The organism is Nodosilinea sp. LEGE 06152 (assembly GCF_015207525.1).
Classification (GTDB): domain Bacteria; phylum Cyanobacteriota; class Cyanobacteriia; order Phormidesmidales; family Phormidesmidaceae; genus Nodosilinea.
The window spans coordinates 38,405-56,929 of the sequence record NZ_JADEWR010000001.1 but is presented as its reverse complement, the minus strand read 5'-3'; the positions used below and the strand labels follow the sequence as shown (position 1 = coordinate 56,929).

At 59.2% G+C, this 18,525-nt stretch carries 17 protein-coding genes and 1 tRNA gene; 8 read left to right on the top strand and 10 right to left on the bottom strand.

Going from position 1 to position 18,525, the window contains the following annotated elements; all coding sequences use genetic code 11:
* The first annotated feature begins 88 nt into the window (after window positions 1-88).
* Both IQ265_RS00275 and IQ265_RS00270 read left to right on the top strand, forming a co-directional pair.
* Window positions 89-877 (top strand): ABC-2 family transporter protein, encoded by a 789-nt coding sequence (locus IQ265_RS00275; protein WP_194050224.1) that lies wholly within the window; start codon window positions 89-91, stop codon window positions 875-877.
* A complete protein-coding gene (locus tag IQ265_RS00270; RefSeq protein WP_194050223.1) occupies window positions 877-1,659 on the top strand; it encodes an ABC transporter permease in 783 nt (260 codons plus the stop codon). The genes IQ265_RS00275 and IQ265_RS00270 overlap by 1 nt, the downstream gene beginning before the upstream one ends.
* 4 nt (window positions 1,660-1,663) lie before the next feature.
* Here IQ265_RS00270 and IQ265_RS00265 read toward each other — a convergent pair whose 3' ends face one another.
* From IQ265_RS00265 to IQ265_RS00245, 5 genes are all read right to left on the bottom strand, one after another.
* Window positions 1,664-2,401, bottom strand: a complete 738-nt coding sequence (locus IQ265_RS00265; protein WP_194050222.1) for a toll/interleukin-1 receptor domain-containing protein — start codon at window positions 2,399-2,401, stop codon at window positions 1,664-1,666.
* Between the two features lie 206 nt (window positions 2,402-2,607).
* Window positions 2,608-3,906, bottom strand: coding sequence for a leucine-rich repeat-containing protein kinase family protein (locus tag IQ265_RS00260; protein WP_194050221.1), 1,299 nt, complete (start codon window positions 3,904-3,906; stop codon window positions 2,608-2,610).
* Window positions 3,907-4,048: 142 nt separating this feature from the next.
* Window positions 4,049-4,762, bottom strand: coding sequence for a hypothetical protein (locus IQ265_RS00255; RefSeq protein WP_194050220.1), 714 nt, complete (start codon window positions 4,760-4,762; stop codon window positions 4,049-4,051).
* Window positions 4,763-4,835: 73 nt separating this feature from the next.
* Window positions 4,836-5,426 (bottom strand): protoporphyrinogen oxidase HemJ, encoded by a 591-nt coding sequence (gene hemJ, locus IQ265_RS00250; RefSeq protein WP_194050219.1) that lies wholly within the window; start codon window positions 5,424-5,426, stop codon window positions 4,836-4,838.
* A gap of 307 nt (window positions 5,427-5,733) precedes the next feature.
* A complete protein-coding gene (locus IQ265_RS00245; RefSeq protein WP_194050218.1) occupies window positions 5,734-8,073 on the bottom strand; it encodes a tetratricopeptide repeat protein in 2,340 nt (779 codons plus the stop codon).
* A gap of 178 nt (window positions 8,074-8,251) precedes the next feature.
* Here IQ265_RS00245 and IQ265_RS00240 point away from each other — a divergent pair, with 178 nt between their 5' ends.
* From IQ265_RS00240 to IQ265_RS00220, 5 genes are all read left to right on the top strand, one after another.
* The gene (locus IQ265_RS00240; RefSeq protein ID WP_194050217.1) at window positions 8,252-8,716 is read left to right on the top strand and encodes a hypothetical protein; all 465 of its coding nucleotides are present in this window, start codon (window positions 8,252-8,254) and stop codon (window positions 8,714-8,716) included.
* A gap of 51 nt (window positions 8,717-8,767) precedes the next feature.
* Window positions 8,768-9,004: a DUF4160 domain-containing protein gene (locus IQ265_RS00235; protein ID WP_194050216.1), complete on the top strand. Its 237-nt coding sequence runs from the start codon at window positions 8,768-8,770 to the stop codon at window positions 9,002-9,004.
* The gene (locus IQ265_RS00230; RefSeq protein ID WP_194050215.1) at window positions 8,985-9,287 is read left to right on the top strand and encodes a DUF2442 domain-containing protein; all 303 of its coding nucleotides are present in this window, start codon (window positions 8,985-8,987) and stop codon (window positions 9,285-9,287) included. The genes IQ265_RS00235 and IQ265_RS00230 overlap by 20 nt, the downstream gene beginning before the upstream one ends.
* Before the next feature lie 160 nt (window positions 9,288-9,447).
* Window positions 9,448-11,355 carry a molecular chaperone DnaK gene (gene dnaK / locus IQ265_RS00225; protein ID WP_194050214.1) on the top strand — a complete coding sequence of 636 codons (1,908 nt, stop codon included), beginning with the start codon at window positions 9,448-9,450 and terminating at the stop codon, window positions 11,353-11,355.
* Window positions 11,356-11,869: 514 nt separating this feature from the next.
* On the top strand, window positions 11,870-12,328 hold the full coding sequence (locus IQ265_RS00220) for a DUF4383 domain-containing protein (RefSeq protein ID WP_194050213.1): 459 nt from the start codon (window positions 11,870-11,872) through the stop codon (window positions 12,326-12,328).
* 532 nt (window positions 12,329-12,860) lie between these two features.
* On the opposite strand, the gene arfB is transcribed toward IQ265_RS00220, so the two are convergent.
* Complete coding sequence (arfB, locus tag IQ265_RS00215) at window positions 12,861-13,274, bottom strand: alternative ribosome rescue aminoacyl-tRNA hydrolase ArfB (protein WP_194050609.1); 414 nt, start codon at window positions 13,272-13,274, stop codon at window positions 12,861-12,863.
* A 150-nt stretch (window positions 13,275-13,424) separates the two neighbouring features.
* Between arfB and IQ265_RS00210 the strand changes: the two genes are divergently transcribed.
* The gene (locus IQ265_RS00210; protein WP_194050212.1) at window positions 13,425-14,540 is read left to right on the top strand and encodes a TPM domain-containing protein; all 1,116 of its coding nucleotides are present in this window, start codon (window positions 13,425-13,427) and stop codon (window positions 14,538-14,540) included.
* A gap of 14 nt (window positions 14,541-14,554) precedes the next feature.
* Here the strand turns inward: IQ265_RS00210 and IQ265_RS00205 are convergent.
* The 4 genes from IQ265_RS00205 to IQ265_RS00190 form a co-directional block, all read right to left on the bottom strand.
* A tRNA-Val gene (locus IQ265_RS00205) sits at window positions 14,555-14,628 on the bottom strand.
* Between the two features lie 59 nt (window positions 14,629-14,687).
* Window positions 14,688-15,914 (bottom strand): SpoIID/LytB domain-containing protein, encoded by a 1,227-nt coding sequence (locus IQ265_RS00200; RefSeq protein WP_194050211.1) that lies wholly within the window; start codon window positions 15,912-15,914, stop codon window positions 14,688-14,690.
* Window positions 15,915-16,169: 255 nt separating this feature from the next.
* Entirely contained in the window at window positions 16,170-17,528 is a 1,359-nt protein-coding gene (locus tag IQ265_RS00195) for an N-acetylmuramoyl-L-alanine amidase (RefSeq protein ID WP_194050210.1), read from the bottom strand.
* A 408-nt stretch (window positions 17,529-17,936) separates the two neighbouring features.
* Window positions 17,937-18,428 carry a GNAT family N-acetyltransferase gene (locus tag IQ265_RS00190; RefSeq protein ID WP_194050209.1) on the bottom strand — a complete coding sequence of 164 codons (492 nt, stop codon included), beginning with the start codon at window positions 18,426-18,428 and terminating at the stop codon, window positions 17,937-17,939.
* Window positions 18,429-18,525: the final 97 nt, after the last annotated feature.

Here is an 18,525-nt window from a genome sequence, read left to right as displayed (position 1 = left end):
GGGCCTGCACCCGGCCTGCACCTGGCCTGCACTCAAGGAAAAGATTACACCTTGGTAGGATAAAGACTGAATCTCCAAGAGGTCTACGGTGCAGAAGGCGTTTAAGGTGTCCCGCATCATGCTGTCGGTGTACTACGCCTACATGGTGGAGTACCGGGCGGAGCTAGTATTTTGGGTGCTCTCGGGCACCTTTCCGCTGATTTTGATGGGGCTGTGGGTCGAAGCGGCCCAGGGCGACCAGTTCAACCTCAGCCCTACAGACCTGGTGCGGTACTTCCTGGCGGTGTTTTTGGTGCGCCAGTTTACCGTGGTCTGGGTGATCTGGGAGTTTGAGCGCGAGGTGGTGGAGGGCAGGCTGTCGCCCTACCTACTGCAGCCCGTAGACCCGGCCTGGCGACACTTCTTTAGCCACGTATCGGAGCGGTTTGCCCGGCTGCCCTTTGCCTTTTTGCTGGTGGGGCTGTTTTTGCTGCTCTATCCCTACGCCGCCTGGTGGCCCCGGCTTGACAACCTGCTGCTGGGGCTGCTGGCGATCGCGCTAGCCTTTTGCCTGCGGTTTTTAATGCAGTACACCTTTGCCCTGGCCGCCTTTTGGACGGAGCGGGCCAGTGCCCTGGAGCAGTTTTGGTTTTTGCTCTACACCTTCCTCTCGGGCATGATTGCTCCGCTGTCGCTGTTCCCGGATGCGGTACGCGAGGTGGTGCTGTGGACGCCCTTTCCCTACCTGATCTACTTTCCGGCTAGTCTGCTGATTAACCGACCCGAGCATGTGGCGCGGGGGTTTATGGCCATGATTTTGTGGTCAGCCCTGTTTTGGGCATTCAACCGCTGGCTGTGGCGACAGGGGCTAAAGCAATACTCGGGTATGGGGGCCTAATGGAGCGCTACTTAAAGGTGCTGAGGCTGTTTTGGAGCACGGCGATCGCCGCCGAGCTGGAGTATCGCCTCAATTTTTTGGTCACTGCGCTAATCAGCCTGGGCGGGTTGGCGGGCAGTCTATTTGGGCTGTCTTTGTTCTACCGCAACGACTACGAGTTTGAGGGCTGGAGCTGGGAGGCAGCGCTGCTGGTGCTGGGCCTCTTCACCGTGCTGCAAGGGTTCTCGGCAATGGTGCTGATCCCTAACCTGAACAAAATCGTCAACCAGGTGCAGCAGGGCACCCTCGACTTTGTGCTGCTGAAACCGATTAGCTCGCAGTTTTGGCTTTCGACCCGCATTATTTCGCCCTGGGGGCTGCCCGACGTGATCTTTGGCCTGGTGATGATCGGCTACGGCGGCCGCCGCTTGGGGCTGGGCTGGGTCGACTACGGGCTGGCCATCTTGCCCCTGACTCTGGGGGCCATTACCCTCTACAGCCTGTGGTTCATGCTAGGGGCAACCAGTATTTGGTTTGTCAAAATCTACAACGTTACCGAGGTGCTGCGGGGACTGTTAGAGGCTGGGCGATTCCCGATCGCGGCTTACCCGGTGGCCTACCGAGTGTTTTTTACCTTTGTGGTGCCGGTGGCATTCTTAACCACGGTACCGGCCCAGACCATGTTGGGCCAGGGCGGACGCTGGTGGCTGCTGGCCTCGGCGCTATTGGCCTCGGTGCTGGTAGTGGTAGCCAACCGCTTTTGGCGCTTTGCTCTGCGGTTTTACACCAGCGCGTCGAGCTGAGGGGCTAGGCCAGCCAGCGCTTGAGCCAGCCTGTGCCCTGGGTGACGGCATCGCCGCGATCGCCCCAGCAGCGGGCGCTTTCGGCCACGTATAGGGTTTGTAGCTGAATGGGCTGGGGCTGCGATCGCCGGTTTGCCTTGGTCAGCCAGCGCTGGTATGCCGCCAGGTCTTCCCCCTGCAACAGCAGGGTAGGGTCGCGCTGCTGCCGCTCCCACCGCAGGGCTTTGACCAAAAGCTGCGTGTGGGTTTGGTAATTGTCGGCCTCGTGGTGCAGCGTTTGCACCAGCTGACGGCCCGCAGCAGTTTGCGCCAGCGGTGACACACTGCTGCGCAGGTCAATGGCTTCTAGGGTTTGCAGCGGCTCTGGGAGGCGGTCGGCCGGTACCGTTTCAGCCAACACTGGCACAATGCGCTTGTTCATACTGAGGGCAAACAGCAGCCCCTGTAGGCAAAGCGTATCGACTAAGGAACGAGGCGTGAGCACTAGCAGGTAGTTGTCACACGATTCGGCAGCGCGAGATATGGCCGATTCAGGGTCAACGCTCTTAGGCCAAGGCTGAGGGCATTCCCAGTAGGTGATCTGGGCCTCGTTCAGCAGCTGGCTCAGGGCGTTTAACGTAGCGGTAGCAGGCACCAGCTCGGGCCGAGTGGCCCCAGGCCCGTCTTCGGCAGCATAGGCCAAAAAGACCTGAGCCGTCAGGTCTGTAGAGTGCCGATGACCATCAGCGTTTAAATGGTTCAAAACTTGCACCCATGCTTGCAGTGCGGCCAAACGACGACCAGGCCCATCAACCTCTCTGCCTAAGCCCATGCCTCTAAGCCTTGGGCATGAGAATACCCATTTTTAGAGGCGGGGGCAACTATCCTGGCGGTAGCTTTCACCCCGGTAGCGATCGCTACATTCTTGCCCCCGCCCGCCGAGCGAGGGCGATGGTTTTGATTCTGTTCCTAAGCCGCGATCGCCGTCAGCGCGTCCACAATTTCCGCAAAGCTGGGGCGCGCCAGCACATCGGGCTGCATGCAGGCCTGCTGGAGCGGGCGGAGGGAGTGGGCAGAGGGGCAGCGATCGCACAGATCTTCGAGCAGGCAGCCAAAGGCTTTCACCTCTAGCCGTTCTAGGGCCGGGGCTACAGCGCGATTGGCTGGGTCATAAAAACTGGCGGCCCCAAAATCGCTGAGGCGAGCGTCTCCCGCCGCGTTGACCAGCGTGTTATGGGCATACAAATCGCCGTGGAGAATGCCCCGCTGGTGCAGGTGGGCGGCGGCGGCAGCCACCCCACGGGCAATGGCCAGGGTAGCGGCCAGCGAAAATTCAGTACCGGCAGGGTAGGTATCGCGGGTACAGCTTTCTAGGCTGGGGGGGCCGCCCAGCACTCGGTAGGTGGGTGGCACCAGGGGCAGCACCAACCCTTTTTTGTGCTCCGGATGCCCGATAACCTGCCCCAGAGGGCCAATCAGGTGCGGGTGCGAGCCTGCCGCAATGCAGGCCCGCAGCTCATCCTCCGGCAGGCCGTCGCTGGTCATGGCTCCTTTGAACAGCTTGACCGCCACCGGCAGCTTGCCCTGGGGCTGCCACCACAGCCCCTCGGAGATGACGCCAGAAGCCCCCTGGCCCAGCACATTCCCCAGGCTAAGGTCGGCCCAGGGAATCTGGGCCAGGGAGGTTGCACCCGCCGAGGCAAAGCGCTGGCTAAAGGGGTTGCCCGCGTAGGCCAGCCAGCTGAGGCGGGGCAGGCTGAGCAGCCACGGGGGCAGATGGTCGAGCTGGTTGGCGGCAATGCGAATGAGTTCTAAGTTTTGGCAGGCGGCCATTGCCTCGGGCAGGGCGCGCAGCTGATTGCCCGCCAGCATCAGCTTTTGCAGGTGGGGCAGGTGACCAATTGCCTCGGGCAGCGATCGCAGGCGGTTGTCGGTCAGAATTAGCCAACGGGTTTGGGGCGGTAGGGCCTCGGCCGGTACGGTGGCAATCTGGTTGGCCTTAAAGCCAAGCATTGAGAGGTTGGGGCACTGAGACAGCACCTCTGGCACCGTCTCAAAGCGGTTGTTGTTGAAGAATACGACCCGCAGGTTTTGCAGCCGAGCAAAGCCGTCGGGCAGGGTCGTGAGGGCGTTGTTGGAGAGGTCGAGAATTTCGAGGCTATCGGCCAGCTCCAGAATCTCTTCGGGAAACTCAGTTAGCTCGGCCGCCAGCGCCAGCCGCCGAGCGTCAGTCAGCTGGCGCGATCGCAGCAGCTCCAGGGTGTGCATGGGCTAGCCTCTCAGGGTGAGTTAAGGTCATTACGCCCTAATGTGGCATTTCGCTGAGGCCACACCGATAAAAGTTTGGTGTAGTTTGGCTGCGATCGCCTGTTCCATCCCCCCGGCCTTGCCCCCACTCTGGGTCGTTCTTTTAAGAATCGGCAAAGAGATTAAGGCGTCCGTGCCAGATTAGGTAGGCCGTTACCACTGCACTGAGGGTAAGCAGACTGCCCAACACCAGAAACAGCAGCCCCAGCCAGCGAGCGGTGAACTGCTCGCGCTTTAGCGTGACTAAATAGTCGGCCTTAGTTTCATACCCAATTTCGGCCTCCCCTACCACGGGCTGATTCCGGGACGGATACTCGTTCCAAGTCGGTTCCCGAACGCTTCGCGAATCGCCCACAACAGTAAGGGTGCCCAACACCAAAATTGGATCCTCAACCTGAAAGCCTTCATAGACGCGATCGCGACCGTCCTCGACTTTGGAAGCCGTAGAGCGCAGGGTGTATTCCGCCATAATCTCCACCTCACCCCCCGGAATTTGCACCCACAGGGTAGGGGCGTAGCTGCGCACGTTGTCCCACTCCCATTCGCCATCGCGGCGCACCCGCTGGTACTCGTTATAGGCCACCAGGGGCGGGCGATCGCTGGGGGCGGTGCGATCGCTGACCCAGCCCTCCAGCAGCACCCGCGCCCCCCGCTCATTGAGCGTGTCAGCGGTGGCCACCCGCAGTCGGGCTACCTCCTGGGCATGAGTAGCGATCGTCCGGGGCAAAATCACCCGAATGACTCCTCCAGCAATTAAAAAAGGAACCCCAACAGCGGCCAATATGCCTGGCAACAGCCAGTGCTCCCATTTGCTCATTGCTCTCCCTCATTGACCCTCACCGGGGTGGCGTCCAAGCATTGCCGGCTTGGCCTAGGGACGATTAACACATTCAGGAATTTTGCAGGGCCTGAGGCTCAGGGGTAGCACCCAGAATCTCTTTTTCTTTATCGAGCCGCCGTTTACGGGCGTAGAGCTGAATGGTTGCGGCCATAAACACCACCAGCCCCACCATCAACCAGGTCGTTACCCCAGTAGGAAAGTTGTTCTTAAAGATTACCAGCATAACGATCGCCACCAGCAGCAGAGTTGGGGCTTCGTTGAGAGCCCGCAGCTGCTGACTCGACCACTGACACTCGCCCCGATGCAGCTGCCGCATCAGCCGACCACAGTAGTGATGGTAAACCAGCAGCACGGCTACCAGGCCAAGCTTGGCGTGCATCCAGCCGTCTTTGAGGTACTCAGGCATTTGCACCAGCAGCCCCACCGCCATGGCCACCGTCACCACCATACCGGGGGTAGTAATGATGCTGTAAAGGCGCTTCTCCATCAGGGTGTACTGCTTTTTGAGAATGCCCTGGGCCGGTTCTGGCTCAGCCTCGGCCTCAACGTGGTAGATGAACAGGCGCACCAAGTAAAACAACCCGGCAAACCACACCACCACCCCAATAATGTGAAACGCTTTGAACCAGTAATAGGCCATAGTCTTTCCTTCAGCCCGACGAAAGCAGCGCTCTGACGGGATGTTGCAAACCGTTAAGTACGCTTTCCATTGTCATGCAAGGGTTTGCCCTTGAGAAGACAGGCGCGACGGTTCTTAATGATCTTGGATCTTGGATTTTAGATTTGTGATTCTGAAGCCACCCACGCACCCACCCACCTACCCGCCCACACATCCACCCACCTACCCGCCCACACATCCACACACCCACACATCCACACATCCACACATCCACACATCCACACATCCACCCACCTACCCGCCCACCCAACTCCCCACCCACATTCCCCTACAGCCGCCTAAGCACCTGGGGCAGCAACTCACCCGGCAGCTTAGAGAGCACCGCCTGCTGCCCCGGAATGCCGAAGATCTCAAAGGTGAGGTGGGCGTTGTACACCAGAGCGGTGAGCAGCACCTCTAGCTGATGGGGGCTATCGCGCCAGCCTTCGTAGGCCAGCAGGTAGTAGCGCAGGGCCGCGTCTAGGTGATGCTCGCGGGCTTCGGTTTGGGCTTCGGGCAGCGCCTGGGCAAGCTGGTCGTGGACGACCCCGGCGCTGTGGCAGGTGGCCCACAGATCAAACCCCAGGGTGGGGGGCGGCGACTCTTGCAGAGCGGTTTCGGCGGCCATCAGGGCCATTTCATAGGCGGCTACGGCCTGCTGAAGAGCGTTAAGGCGGTCGTCGCTGCCTGGGGCATGGCTCTGACCATCGGCCCCCGCTGAGGTTTGCCCCTTACTTCTTAGATCTACCTGCTGGGCCAAGTCCCAGTAGGCGGTGCCCAGGTTGTTGGCGGTGGCGGCACAGCCAGCGGGGGCGGCAGCAGGGGTGCGGTACTGAAGGGCAGCTCGGTAGGCGACGATCGCCCGTTCGAGCAAAAATACCGGCTGCTGGTGCTGGGCCAAACTCCAGTAGGCAATGCCCAGGTTGTTTTGAACCATGGCGTACTCGATCGGGGCTTCGGCGGCGGTGCGGTGGGCCAGGGCCTCGCTGTAGGCCGCGATCGCCAGGGGCAGGTGGTGCTGGGGGTCATCGTGCTGAGCCAGCCGCCAGTGAATCGCGCCCAGGCTGTTTTGCAGGTTGGCGTAGTCGATGGGCGATAGTGCCGCCGGGCTGTGCTCCAGGGCTGTTTGATAGGCCGTTACCGCCTTTTCCAGGCACGGTACCGGATCTTCGAGGTTGGCCAAGAGGCCGTAGACTGTGCCCAGGTTGCCAGCAATCCGCCCCAGCGTATCGGCGGGGATAGCCCGACCATCCTGGAGGGCTTTTTCATAGGTTTGAGCACTGCGCCGCAGCCAGGGGGCGGGGTCGATCATGCCCGCCTGCTGCCCCTGGAGCCAGTAGAGGCTGGCCAGGTCGTTGAGGGCATCGCACCAGTCGGTGCTGCCCTCAGGCAGGCCTGCGATCGCGCGATCGTACACGGCCATCGCAAAGTCCAGCACGCTAGCGGCCGGGGCATCTACCGCCAGGCGATCGCGCCCCATCTGACCCAGCGCCAGGTAGGCCCGCGCCAGGGTCATTGGCCCCGCCTGCTGATCAATTAAACCCTGCACGTAGCGCCACAGGTTCACCAGTTCGGCATCCTGGGCCAGGTCTGGAGGCAGCTGCAGGGCAGCCGCCGGTGACCGACCTTCAGGGTTAGAGGGGGCAGCCTCGGCGGCGGCTGGCGCAGGCAAAATGGGCTCTACCCGCTGCAGCGCTGCCAGGGTTTCAGCGGCGGTGGCCCCCACAGGCGGCATAATGACGCTTGAAAGTACGCCCTGCTCCGATGTCCCGTGCGTATGCACGACGTAGCCCTGGGAGACATTGTCACCTTGAGAAACAGTGTCGCGCTGGGGCTGGGCTGACTGAGGCGGCTCTAGCGCTCTGGCCGCCGCATCTAAGAGTGTGGGGAGATTGGGCGGGGTAACGGGCTTGTGCTGAGGGGCAGGAGCCGGGGGTGTTTCCTCTGCGGCAGGCGCAATAGGCGGCTCAAAGGTGGAGAGATCGTCGCGCAGCACTCGCCAGAGGCCGGGAGACTCGGTTGCCGGGCTGGCTGTAGCTGGGGTTGCATTGAGTTTAGTCGCCGGGGCTGCGATCGGAGCCGGCAGGGGGCTAGGTTCACCTGCGAACTCAAACAGACCGCTGCGCGATCGCCAAAAGCCCGGCACCGACTGGCGAATTTTGCCCAGCCAGGGGCGCGGTACCCACACCAAAAGACGACAATCGAGCTGGGTAAGCAGGGCATCGACGCGAATCAGCGAGGCCAAAAACCGATTTTGCACCGTGGGCGACTGGCGCGTGAGTTGGTCAATGCCCACAATTTGAAACACGGGCGTGGTCGGCAAGCTGCTCTGGAGCCGACGCTGCTGCTTCAGCCACAGCAGCACCTCTCGCACCAGGTCGGGGCGATCGCCGCCGAGCCGCAGCGTGACTAGGGTAAACTGCCGCGCCCGCACCTCTGGAGCCAGGGGTACCGTCTCGGGCAGGGGGCTAAAGTTGGCCTCCAGACGCTGGGCCAGCTGTTCTTGCAGAGCCACATCGTCGCAGACCGCAATCAGCAGCTGGCGTCGCAGATTGAGTTGCAGCGCCAGTCGCAGCTCCTGGTAGGCTTCCTGGTTGTGCCCCAGGTAGGTTTGAGAATTCAAAGACACAGCAGCGGTCACAGTGGGTAAGATGCAGACGGCATGGTAAAACTAGTTACTATGAACTAGCACGCAACTAGCACACCATTGGCTGGGTTTAGCTCCAGGTGCTATTGCTCCGCCCCCTTCCATTAGACTTCACCACCACGCCAATCGTTTCAGGACAACCCAATCATTTTCAGCCCTGATGAGTGCGACCCAGACGACCTCTCTAGCCCCATCCTCCCTTGAGCTGGCTCTTTTGCAGCAACTCAAAGCCGCTGGCGGCAGTTGCACCGCCCTCACCGCACTGCCCATCGAGCGAAAAAGCTCTCTGCGCCAGCGCGAGCGGGCCTGCCACACTCTGCGCGATCGCGGCTGGCTTGACTACGACCACGCCATCGCCCAGTTCGGCCTGACGCTGACGGGCAAAACCCTGCTCAGGCTCAGCCTTTCAGTGTGGCCCGTCACCCCCGACGAACTGCTGATTCTCAGGTCGTGCCTGGGCGGCAGAATTCACCCCGACCAAATTCACCGCCGGGTGCCCGCGTACGATCGCCAGCGATTGCTGGAGCGACTGGCCGAGCAGGGGTTAATTGTTGTGTATAAGCGCGCGATCGCCAACCTGCGCCTCACCGCTCTAGGCGAGCATGACCTGGTGAAAAACGGTTAACCTTTCACGTCTAACCAGTGATTAACGTTTGGGTGTGTCTAGTTCGTCGCAATGCCTACAGTGCTCCAAGTTGGCCCCTACAGTTTTATCTTCTTCAGCTCTGATCGAGGCGAACCTGCCCACATTCACGCTAAGCGCGATCGCCAGATCGCCAAGTTCTGGCTCAGCCCAGTTAAATTAGAGAAAAACCGAGGCTTCAAAGATCACGAACTCACAACGATTGCCAAGATCATTCAAGATAACCAAAACGCAATTTTAGAGGCGTGGCATGACTACTTTGACCCTTGAGACTGAACCTCTTGCGGCAGCGGTTTCTGTAGACTCCGAGAAGCTGATGGTTGAACTGGCCGATGGTCGGAGCCTGACCGTGCCTCTAACTTGGTATCCTCGTCTGCTGCACGGCACCGCTGAGGAAAGAAGTCGTTGGCAACTGCTGGGCGATGGCTACGCGATCGAGTGGCCTGACCTGGACGAGCATATTGGTATAGAAGGCTTGCTAGCTGGCCGACGCAGCAGCGAAAGTCAACGCTCCTTTGACCGCTGGCTACTCACCCGCCAGAGAAAAAATTAGCGGAATCCTTCACCACTCATCTACCCATCCACCCTCCTACCCTCCTCCCCACTCCCCCTACTCCACCCCGCCTTCGGCGGTTCGGTATCCCCTCCTTCAGAGAAAGAGGCTTTGCAAGCACTATAGATATAGCTGTCAAGCCGGAGTAAAGAAAGAAAACATGGGTAAAGTAGTTGGAATTGACTTAGGAACTACCAACTCTGTGGTTGCCGTCATGGAAGGGGGCAAACCCACCGTTATCGCCAACGCTGAAGGCTTTCGGACCACTCCCTCGGTCGTGGCCTACGCCAAGAACGGCGATCGCCTAGTGGGTCAGATTGCCAAGCGCCAGGCGGTAATGAACACTGAAAACACCTTTTATTCAGTCAAGCGCTTCATTGGTCGTCGCTTTGACGAGGTCAAAACCGAGTCTACCGAAGTCGCCTACAAAGTGATGAACGTAGGCAATAACGTCAAGATTGACTGTCCTCAAGCGGGTCAGCAGTTCTCACCTGAAGAAATTTCGGCGCAGATTCTGCGCAAGCTAGCCGACGACGCCGGTAAGTATCTGGGCGAAAAAGTGACCCAGGCCGTGATCACCGTGCCGGCCTACTTCAACGACTCCCAGCGTCAGGCCACCAAAGATGCCGGTAAAATTGCCGGTCTCGAAGTGCTGCGCATCATCAACGAGCCGACCGCTGCATCGCTGGCCTACGGTCTCGATCGCAAGAGCAACGAAACCATTCTGGTGTTTGACCTCGGTGGTGGTACCTTCGACGTCTCCATTCTCGAAGTGGGCGACGGCGTGTTTGAGGTGCTGGCCACCTCGGGCGACACCCACCTAGGCGGCGACGACTTCGACAAGAAGATCGTTGACTACCTGGCCGGTGAGTTCCAGAAAATGGAAGGCATCGACCTGCGCAAAGACAAGCAGGCCCTGCAGCGCCTGACCGAGGCCGCTGAAAAAGCCAAAATTGAGTTGTCCAGCGTTACCCAGGCCGATATTAACCTGCCCTTCATCACCGCCACCCAGGACGGCCCCAAGCACCTGGAGATGACCCTCACCCGAGGTAAGTTTGAGGAGCTGTGCGCTGATCTGATTGATCGCTGCCGGATTCCGGTCGAGCAGGCACTTAAAGACGCCAAGATCGCTAAGAGCGCCATCGACGAGGTGGTGCTGGTAGGTGGTTCGACCCGCATTCCTGCGATTAAGGATGTGGTGAAGCGCACCCTCGACAAAGAGCCCAACGAAACCGTGAACCCCGATGAGGTGGTCGCAGTCGGTGCTGCCATTCAGGGCGGCGTGCTGGCTGGTGAAGTCAAAGACATTCTGCTGCTGGATGTCACCCCCCTGTCGCTGGGTGTCGAAACCCTGGGCGGCGTGATGACCAAGCTTATCCCCCGCAACACCACCATTCCCACCAAGAAGTCGGAGGTGTTCTCGACTGCCCAAGACGGCCAGACCAACGTGGAGATCAAAGTGCTCCAGGGCGAGCGCGAAATGGCCAGCGACAACAAGAGCCTGGGTACCTTCCAGCTCTCTGGCATTCCTGCCGCTCCCCGTGGCGTGCCCCAAATCGAGGTGATTTTTGACATCGATGCCAACGGCATTCTCAATGTCACCGCCAAAGACAAGGGCACCGGCAAAGAGCAGACCATCACCATCTCGGGTGCCTCCACCCTTGACGACAACGAAGTCGAGCGCATGGTGAAGGATGCCGAAGCCAACGCCGCCGCTGACAAAGAGCGTCGGGAGCACATCGACCTCAAGAACCAGGCTGACTCGCTGGCCTACCAGGCCGAGAAGCAGCTGAGCGACATGGGCGACAAGGTGCCCGCTGCCGATAAGGAGAAAGCCGAGGAGCAAATCAAGGCGCTGCGCGATGCGATCGCCGCTGAGGACTTTGACACCATCAAAACCCTCACGGGCGAACTGCAGCAGACCCTGTACGGCATCAGCACCAACCTGTACCAGCAAGCAGGCGGCGACGCCGGTGCAGCCCCCGGCCCCGACGCTACCCCCAGCGATAGCTCCGGTGGCGACGATGTGATCGATGCTGAGTTCTCTGAGCCTGGCTCGAACAGCTAATTGGGCGGTCTAGCCCACGGCTTTGCTCTGGCTAGCTAGAAAGGCGGATAGCATTTACGCTATCCGCCTTTTTTTGGTGTCATAGGGAGTATGGTCGAAGCTGATGAACGTGAGATTACTAGCAGTTGGTGAAGGGTAGAAGAATAGGTACTTTTAGAAAAAATAGGCCCTTATAAACTACGTGGCTAAAAGCTTAAATAAATTGGAGCATAACTTAAGCATTCGCCAGAGAAATATCTCTATATTCTGGTTGATTACCGGGTTGAGAAAGTTTGTTTACTTTGAACGTAGAGCGATCGCCATATCGCCTGGAACAGGTTGTTTTATCGACCCTGGTTACTCACCCTTCTAGGTAATTTGGCAGGAACCCCACCAAGCGTCGTGGGTTTACCGTTAACAAAGCTGCGATACCCCTCCAGGTCTAGTCTTTGGCCATCTTGACGGTTCTTTGTCGCTCTAAAGCAAGCTTCTGTGTCCAACCCAAATCAACTCTAAATCAAAGGATAGTAACGTGATGAGCGAACGCAATTGTGCGCTAATTTTGGGCGTTTTATTTACAGCCCTGGGTATAGCTGGCTTTTTCCCAGCCCTGGTATCCCTGCCCTCGCCCGATGTTGCCGGTGTTGCCCCTCTGTCAACCAATTTTGGCGATGCCTATGTGAAAGGGTTTGGCTACCTGTTTGGCCTTTTTCCGACCAACTTAATGCACAACCTGGTCCATCTAACGGTTGGCCTTCTAGGCATGGCTGCTGCATCTAAAACTGTCAGCGGTGCCCGTCTGTATAATCGGTTCTTTGCTATTTCCTACCTGTTAATTGCCGTTATGGGCCTGCTGCCTCTGGCTAACACCACCTTTGGTGTCATGCCGATTTTTGGCAACAACGTTTGGTTCAACGCTTTGACTGCTCTAATTGCGGGGTATTTCGCATTTGTGGTACCCGGCAAACAGAACGAAACCAGCCTCAGCGTTTAGCACCATTCGTCCATGTCGCTGGTGCGGCACCCTTAACAATACAAACAGCCATAGCCGTTCCCTGAGTGAAATCAATGGGACGGCTATTTTTACAGCAAACTCTAGCTGCTGCCTGCCCCCATTGGTTAAGGGCAAATGTCTGTTTTCCCCTACAAGGTACCTGTTTTGATTTGGTTTTTTTGCGACTCAAGTTTGGCATGAGACAGCAAAAAGCGGTGTTTTAGCCTCAGCTAATACTGCTTTTCGCTAGTTTTTTTTTGTGACGTTTCTTATACCAATCGTCCATGCCGCTAGCGCGGCACCCCCAACGATAAAAATAGCCATAGTCGGTCCCTGAGCGAAGTCGAAGGGACGGCTATTTATAGAGCAAGTCCTGTCTGTGTACCCCTGATTTTTAGGGACATTGCAGTGCAATGCTCCCTACGAGGTACCGGTTACAAATCGGGGTTGTGTGACTCGGATTTGGTATTAGCTGGAAACATCATTGGATTAAGGTTTGTCGCAGGTGCGCTACGGGAGCGATCGCACTGTTCTAATCTCGCACGTTGCCGCGCTGGGCCTTAATTTGGCTGCGTTTGGTTTTGCTGTCGAGCCGCTTTCTCTGAGCGCTTTTGGACGGTTTGGTAGGCTTACGCTTTTTGGGGGTAACGGTGACGCTCTGAATCAAAGCCTTGAGGCGATTGAGGGCGTCTTCTTTGTTTTGCTCCTGGGTGCGGTGCTGCTGAGCTTTGATGATGATCACCCCATCCTGGGTGATGCGGCTGTCGTTGAGAGCCAGCAGGCGCTCTTTGTAGAGCGGCGACAGGGAGGAGGCATTGATATCAAACCGCAGGTGAATGGCGGTGGACACCTTATTTACGTTTTGGCCCCCCGCCCCCTGGGAGCGAACGGCACTCAGCTCAATATCGCTGAGGGGAATAGCGGTGCGGGGCGTAATTTGCAGCATAGCGGCGATAGTCATTTAATTACACCTTAGCCCCATCCTGAGCGGAAAGGAACCAGATAAAGACGTAGGCTACCAGGCATAAACTCGCTGACAACCGCAGCGCCAGTTGGGGAATGCTTAGAGCAGTCATTTGCTGAGAACCCTGCAAGCATGTCTATCAAGTCTGTCACCATCAGCCGCTTTGGGACTCTGGGACTGGGTCGAGTTCGCTACTGGCTGTTGGCCGTAGTCAGCGCGATCGCCCTTTTGCTGCCTGCGCTCGTGGGGCCTGCCCAAGCCGCCTATCCCGCCTTTCAAGATGCCTACGTCAACGACTATGGCCAGGTGCTGAGCGCCAGCGACAAGAGCCAGGTCAGGGCTCAGCTAGAGCAGTTTCGCAGTCGCACCGGGGTCCACGCGGTGCTGCTGACGGTGAACTCAATCTATGACTACGGCACGGGCGACGACGCCATCGAGCCCTTTGCCACCAACCTGTTTAACACCTGGGGCATTGGCAATGCCGCCCGCAACGACGGCATTTTGCTGCTGGTGGCCCCTGGCGATCGCAAGGTGCGCATTGAGCTGGGCAGCGGCTACGATCGCAGCTACGACCGGGTAGCCCAAGCCATCATCGACGACGCCATTCTGCCGCAGTTCAGGCAGGGCAATATCAGCCAGGGTACAGCGATCGGCGTCAACGAAATCATCGAAAGTTTTGACCCCAGCCAGCCGCCAGCGGTCAATCCGTTGCTGTCCTACGTTCCGCCCGCGCTAGCCAATTGGGTTTCGCCCGAGGTAGCGATCGGGGGCGGCCTTGCAGCGGGCGGCGTTGGAGCCGTTTCGGGTCTCTTTGCCCTAGGGCATTGGAAACGATACCACAAGCGCAACTGCCCCCAGTGCCAGGTCGAGATGGAGCGCCTCGACGAGCAGGCCGACGATCGCTACCTCAACGCCGGTCAGCGCGCTGAAGAGTCGATTAAGTCGGTCGACTATGATGTTTGGCTCTGCCGCAGCTGCGACCACCACGAGGTTTTCGACTACAGCAGCTTTGGCTCGGGCTATCAAAAATGCCCTGGCTGCCGCCACAAAACCATGAAGGTCAGCAGCCACACCCTGGTCTCCCCCACCTACCACAGCACGGGCACAGCCGAGATCAGCGAAGTTTGCGGGTTCTGCGATCGTACCCACCACTACACCCGCACTATTCCCATGAAAACGCCCCCTAGCTCTAGCAGCTCCAGCGGCGGTGGGCACTCCTCGGGTGGCGGTGCCTCGGGCAGCTGGTAAGTCCTATCAAGGGATGGACGTAACTGGACTCGAACCAGTGACCCCCACGATGTCAACGTGGTGCTCTAACCAACTGAGCTATACGTCCGTGCAGACATAGAAAGTAGCATATTGGGCGGCGCGATCGCAACCCAAAGATTCTTTTTGCTACTGTTCTAGAGCTGGCCGCAGCGCCTCCGGTGAGGGCAGCAGCGGCACGTTCTGTTTTTGCAGCTCGGCTACCCGCACGTTGGAGAGCGCCGTGCCCTGGTAGTAGTAGGCCAAGATTTGCTGATAGGAGTAGCCCCGCGTCGCGAGCCCGCGCGCGCCCCACTGGCTCATGCCCAGGCCGTGGCCATAGCCGCGCCCCTCCACCCGCAGGGTATCGCCCGCTAGGGTAAGCGAACACAGCGTGCTGCGCAGACCCAGGGCCTGGCGTAGCTCGGTGCCCGTCAGGGTGCGGGTGCCCTGGGTGCCCTGTAGCCGAATCGAAGCAATGCGTCCGCGCGGGGTGGCGCGCTCGGTAGAAACCGACTGCAGGCGACCAATGCCAGAAATACGCTGTTCAATTTGCTGAGCCGAAAAGGTTTCAGACCATTGAAATACAGGGGCATCCTGGTCATAGTCGGCCACGCCGCGCAGGTAGGGGGTCGCCCGCTGCCAAATATCTTCAGAATTTTCGGTATGACCGCCCGAAGCGGAGTGGAACACCGCCTCAATCACTTGGCCGCCGTAGGTTAGCACCTGGCCCTGGGTGGCGTTGACGGCAGCCTGTACGGAGGGGGTTTCGGAGGCCAGGCCCTGGTACACCTGGTGGGCGGTGGTGCCCCCCACGTCAAACAGGTCATTTTGGGTGCGATTGCGCCGATACAGCGCGTAGGAGCGGGCCGCTACCGCCTGGGCCTTGAGCGCCTCCTGGTGCCAGCTGGCGGGCATTTCACTACCGACAACACCGTAGAGGTAGGCTTCGATATCCACCCAGTTGACCGCCGTTACTTTGCCCTCGATGGGCACGACCAGCACCCGCCCCCGATACCATTTGTCGTTAATAAAAATGTAGCCGCCAGCCGTAGGCTCTACCCAAAAGGCCTGTCCCTGCCAGTCGGCCAACCGTAGCCCGCTCCCCGAAGGCGTGACAGTGACCGATCGCCCCTGGGGAATCTGGCCCACCCCCTGGCCCGCGCCATTTTTGATCACCGCTGGGGTAGAGCTGCCAACGACCGCCTGATTGAGGCGATCGCCCACGGCCACCCGCATTTCAACCGCCAGGGCTGGCAGCGCTATCAACCACCACACGACTGACAGGCTGAGGCCGTGTTTGAGCCCACACTTGAGAAGCACGAAAGCACGGCTGACCAGCAGTCCAAAGACAATAGGTTGGCGAAGTAGAGTCATGGGTGGAGGAATAGCTTAAGTGAACGATCTGCGGGCATCGGACAGCGCTTTTTACGGTATCACCGATGCCCATGCCCGGAACAATAGGATCCAATATTTACACCTATGACTGCGCCACCGCCCCCAGGGTTGCCGCCCCAGGGCCAGCTCTTAAAGTGGCCTTGGGATGCGCCATCAGTGCTGGCCTAACGGCTTAAGGAATCGGCGTCGCTACGCCTGCCCATCAACAGGTTAGGACTGCCCTCCCGCCAGCTTTTAGGGCGGCAAAATCGAGTCATAGAGCCGCCGCATAAAGGCCATAATTTTGCGACCATACTCAGAGTCGGCGCTCCAGCGACCGCTGAGCTGATTGACCAGGGGCGCTACGCCTCGCACCACAAACTGAAAGCGCGGATCGACCTGGCGCTGCACCAGCGGGTCGAGGCTGGCATAGGCCTTGAGGTGCTGAATTTGCGCCCGCACTCCCACCCGTGCACTGGGGAACGAGGCCCCCTCCATGCCGCCCGTGGGGGAACCAATGCCGCCAAAATTGTTTTGGGCCGGGTTGAGGCTGCCGCCAAAGTTGAGCGAGTTGGTTTCGACCAGCATTTGGCAAAAGGCTACGTCGTGGTTGACCCCCTCGATCGCCGCCTCTTCACGGTAGAGCTTGGGCAAATCGCCGTAGGTATTGGCGGCCGCCGCATTGACGCTTTGCAGAAACAGCTTGAGCTGGGTCTCGTTGGTGCTGCCAATACCCATAATTCGGTCGATCGAGCCAGGGCAAAACTGGACACCGGTGCGCGATCGCAGCCGCAGGGTGCGCGTGGCGGCATCCCACCCCACCGACACGTTGTAGTTTTGCAGGTCTACCGCCTTGATATAGACCACATTGGCGTAGCGAATACGGTTAATGTTGGGGGAGGTCGTTGCATCTACCCCTAGCAAATCGGCGATATCAATAGGAATATAGGCATTGTTGTTCACAATGATGCCCGTTTCTGGGTAAACGCCGCCGTTTAGATTAATTCTAAACTCGGGCAAATTTCCTCCTGGCGTAGTCGGAATATCGCTACCCACCGCCCGACTCCAGGAGGCCAGTCCGTCGGCAATACCGAGGGCCACGTCGCGCCGCTGCCGCTGAATGATGGCTAAGTCTTGCGGGTTGCTCAGGTAGCCCACCTCCATCAGCAGCGAGGGGCAACCCAGATTGCGGCAGAAGGGCAGCATACCCGTGGGCGACTCGGTGTCGGGCTTGACGCCCCGGCTAGGCAGCGAAGGCACCCGCCGAATCAGCGCCAGCAGCAGCAGCTCGGCGTGGGTGCGGCGCACGTCGTTTTTAGCAATATAAAACACTGACGCTCCCCGCACGGCCGGGTCGCTAAAGGCCCCAGCGTGAATTTCCAGGGCTACGTCCTGGGGACGACAGCGGGCGTTGATCCAGGCTAGGGTTTGGGCAGCACTGAGGTCGTCGGGCACAGCCAGTACGGCAAAACTGCGTGACCTGAGCTCAGCCACTACCAGGTCGCGAATCTGAATCATCTCCGCCGCCTCAGTAGTGCCAGGCAGCACGGTACCAGGGTCTACTACCCCATCTTCAAAGCCCCCATGCCCCGCCGAGATGAAAATCTGTGCCATATTGAACCGAATTCTTAGACGCTCTGGGCAGAATCATACCTGGGAAATGGGGAAGTGGAGGGGTGGGAGGGTAGGTGGGTGGGTGGATGGGTAGGTGGGTGGATGGGTAGGTGGGTAGGCGGGTGGATGGGTGTTTAAGAAGCTGTGTCTGATTGGTTGAACAAGTTGGACCGGGGGGTTGCGGAGGAGCGTAGATTTAGGCTGAGACCCTGAGCATTGACGCTTTTGGAGCACCTATACCGTATCTAGATGACAGCCCCCATTCTGGTGCCCTAGCTCTGCCTGGGCACCCTGGTTCTGCGGCTCCGCTGCCCGCAGAGCCTCCGACAAGCATCCAACGCACTCCCACCCATCCACCCATTCACCCATCCACGCTCCCACGCTCCTACCCTCCAACCCTCCCACCTCCTACATCTCCCTAAACCTCTCCAACGTCTCCCCCGTCACCCGGCAGGTCTGCCACTCAGGCTTAATCTCGGCCCCCATGCTCTGGTAAAACGCGATCGCGGGGGCATTCCAGTCGAGCACGCTCCACTCAAAGCGGCCGCAGCCTCGCTCTAGGGCCAGTTTGCCGAGGTAGATCAGCAGGGCCTTGCCAATGCCCTGGCCTCGGTAGTTGGGCTGCACAAACAGGTCTTCGAGGTAGATGCCCGGCTTCATCAAAAAGGTCGAAAAGTTGTGGAAAAACAGGGCCATGCCCACCGGCTGGTCATCGACCCAGGCCAGCACTGCCTCGGCGTAGGGGCGAGGGCCAAACAGGGCAGCGGCCAGGTCGTCGGGGCTGCCGGTCACTTCGTGGGCCAGTTTTTCGTAGTCGGCCAGGGCTTTGATCAGCGTCACTATGGCGGCTACGTCAGCGGGGGTGGCGGGGCGGATGGCGAGGGTGGATGGGGTAGACATAGTGGGGATGAGTGGGCGAGTGGGTGGGTGGGCAAGTGGATGGGTGTAGTATACGTGTACCCCGATGGCCAAGGGCCTGGGATCTGCGGGGCGCGGT

Excerpts from the sequence above, each read along its gene's own strand:
- IQ265_RS00270 (WP_194050223.1), top strand. The coding sequence starts at position 877 with ATGGAGCGCTACTTAAAGGTGCTGAGGCTGTTTTGGAGCACGGCGATC.
- IQ265_RS00260 (WP_194050221.1), bottom strand. The coding sequence starts at position 3,906 with ATGCACACCCTGGAGCTGCTGCGATCGCGCCAGCTGACTGACGCTCGG.
- IQ265_RS00255 (WP_194050220.1), bottom strand. The coding sequence starts at position 4,762 with ATGAGCAAATGGGAGCACTGGCTGTTGCCAGGCATATTGGCCGCTGTT.
- hemJ (WP_194050219.1), bottom strand. The coding sequence starts at position 5,426 with ATGGCCTATTACTGGTTCAAAGCGTTTCACATTATTGGGGTGGTGGTG.
- IQ265_RS00240 (WP_194050217.1), top strand. The coding sequence starts at position 8,252 with ATGAGTGCGACCCAGACGACCTCTCTAGCCCCATCCTCCCTTGAGCTG.
- IQ265_RS00235 (WP_194050216.1), top strand. The coding sequence starts at position 8,768 with ATGCCTACAGTGCTCCAAGTTGGCCCCTACAGTTTTATCTTCTTCAGC.
- IQ265_RS00230 (WP_194050215.1), top strand. The coding sequence starts at position 8,985 with ATGACTACTTTGACCCTTGAGACTGAACCTCTTGCGGCAGCGGTTTCT.
- dnaK (WP_194050214.1), top strand. The coding sequence starts at position 9,448 with ATGGGTAAAGTAGTTGGAATTGACTTAGGAACTACCAACTCTGTGGTT.
- IQ265_RS00220 (WP_194050213.1), top strand. The coding sequence starts at position 11,870 with ATGAGCGAACGCAATTGTGCGCTAATTTTGGGCGTTTTATTTACAGCC.
- arfB (WP_194050609.1), bottom strand. The coding sequence starts at position 13,274 with ATGCTGCAAATTACGCCCCGCACCGCTATTCCCCTCAGCGATATTGAG.
- IQ265_RS00210 (WP_194050212.1), top strand. The coding sequence starts at position 13,425 with ATGTCTATCAAGTCTGTCACCATCAGCCGCTTTGGGACTCTGGGACTG.
- IQ265_RS00200 (WP_194050211.1), bottom strand. The coding sequence starts at position 15,914 with ATGACTCTACTTCGCCAACCTATTGTCTTTGGACTGCTGGTCAGCCGT.
- IQ265_RS00195 (WP_194050210.1), bottom strand. The coding sequence starts at position 17,528 with ATGGCACAGATTTTCATCTCGGCGGGGCATGGGGGCTTTGAAGATGGG.
- IQ265_RS00190 (WP_194050209.1), bottom strand. The coding sequence starts at position 18,428 with ATGTCTACCCCATCCACCCTCGCCATCCGCCCCGCCACCCCCGCTGAC.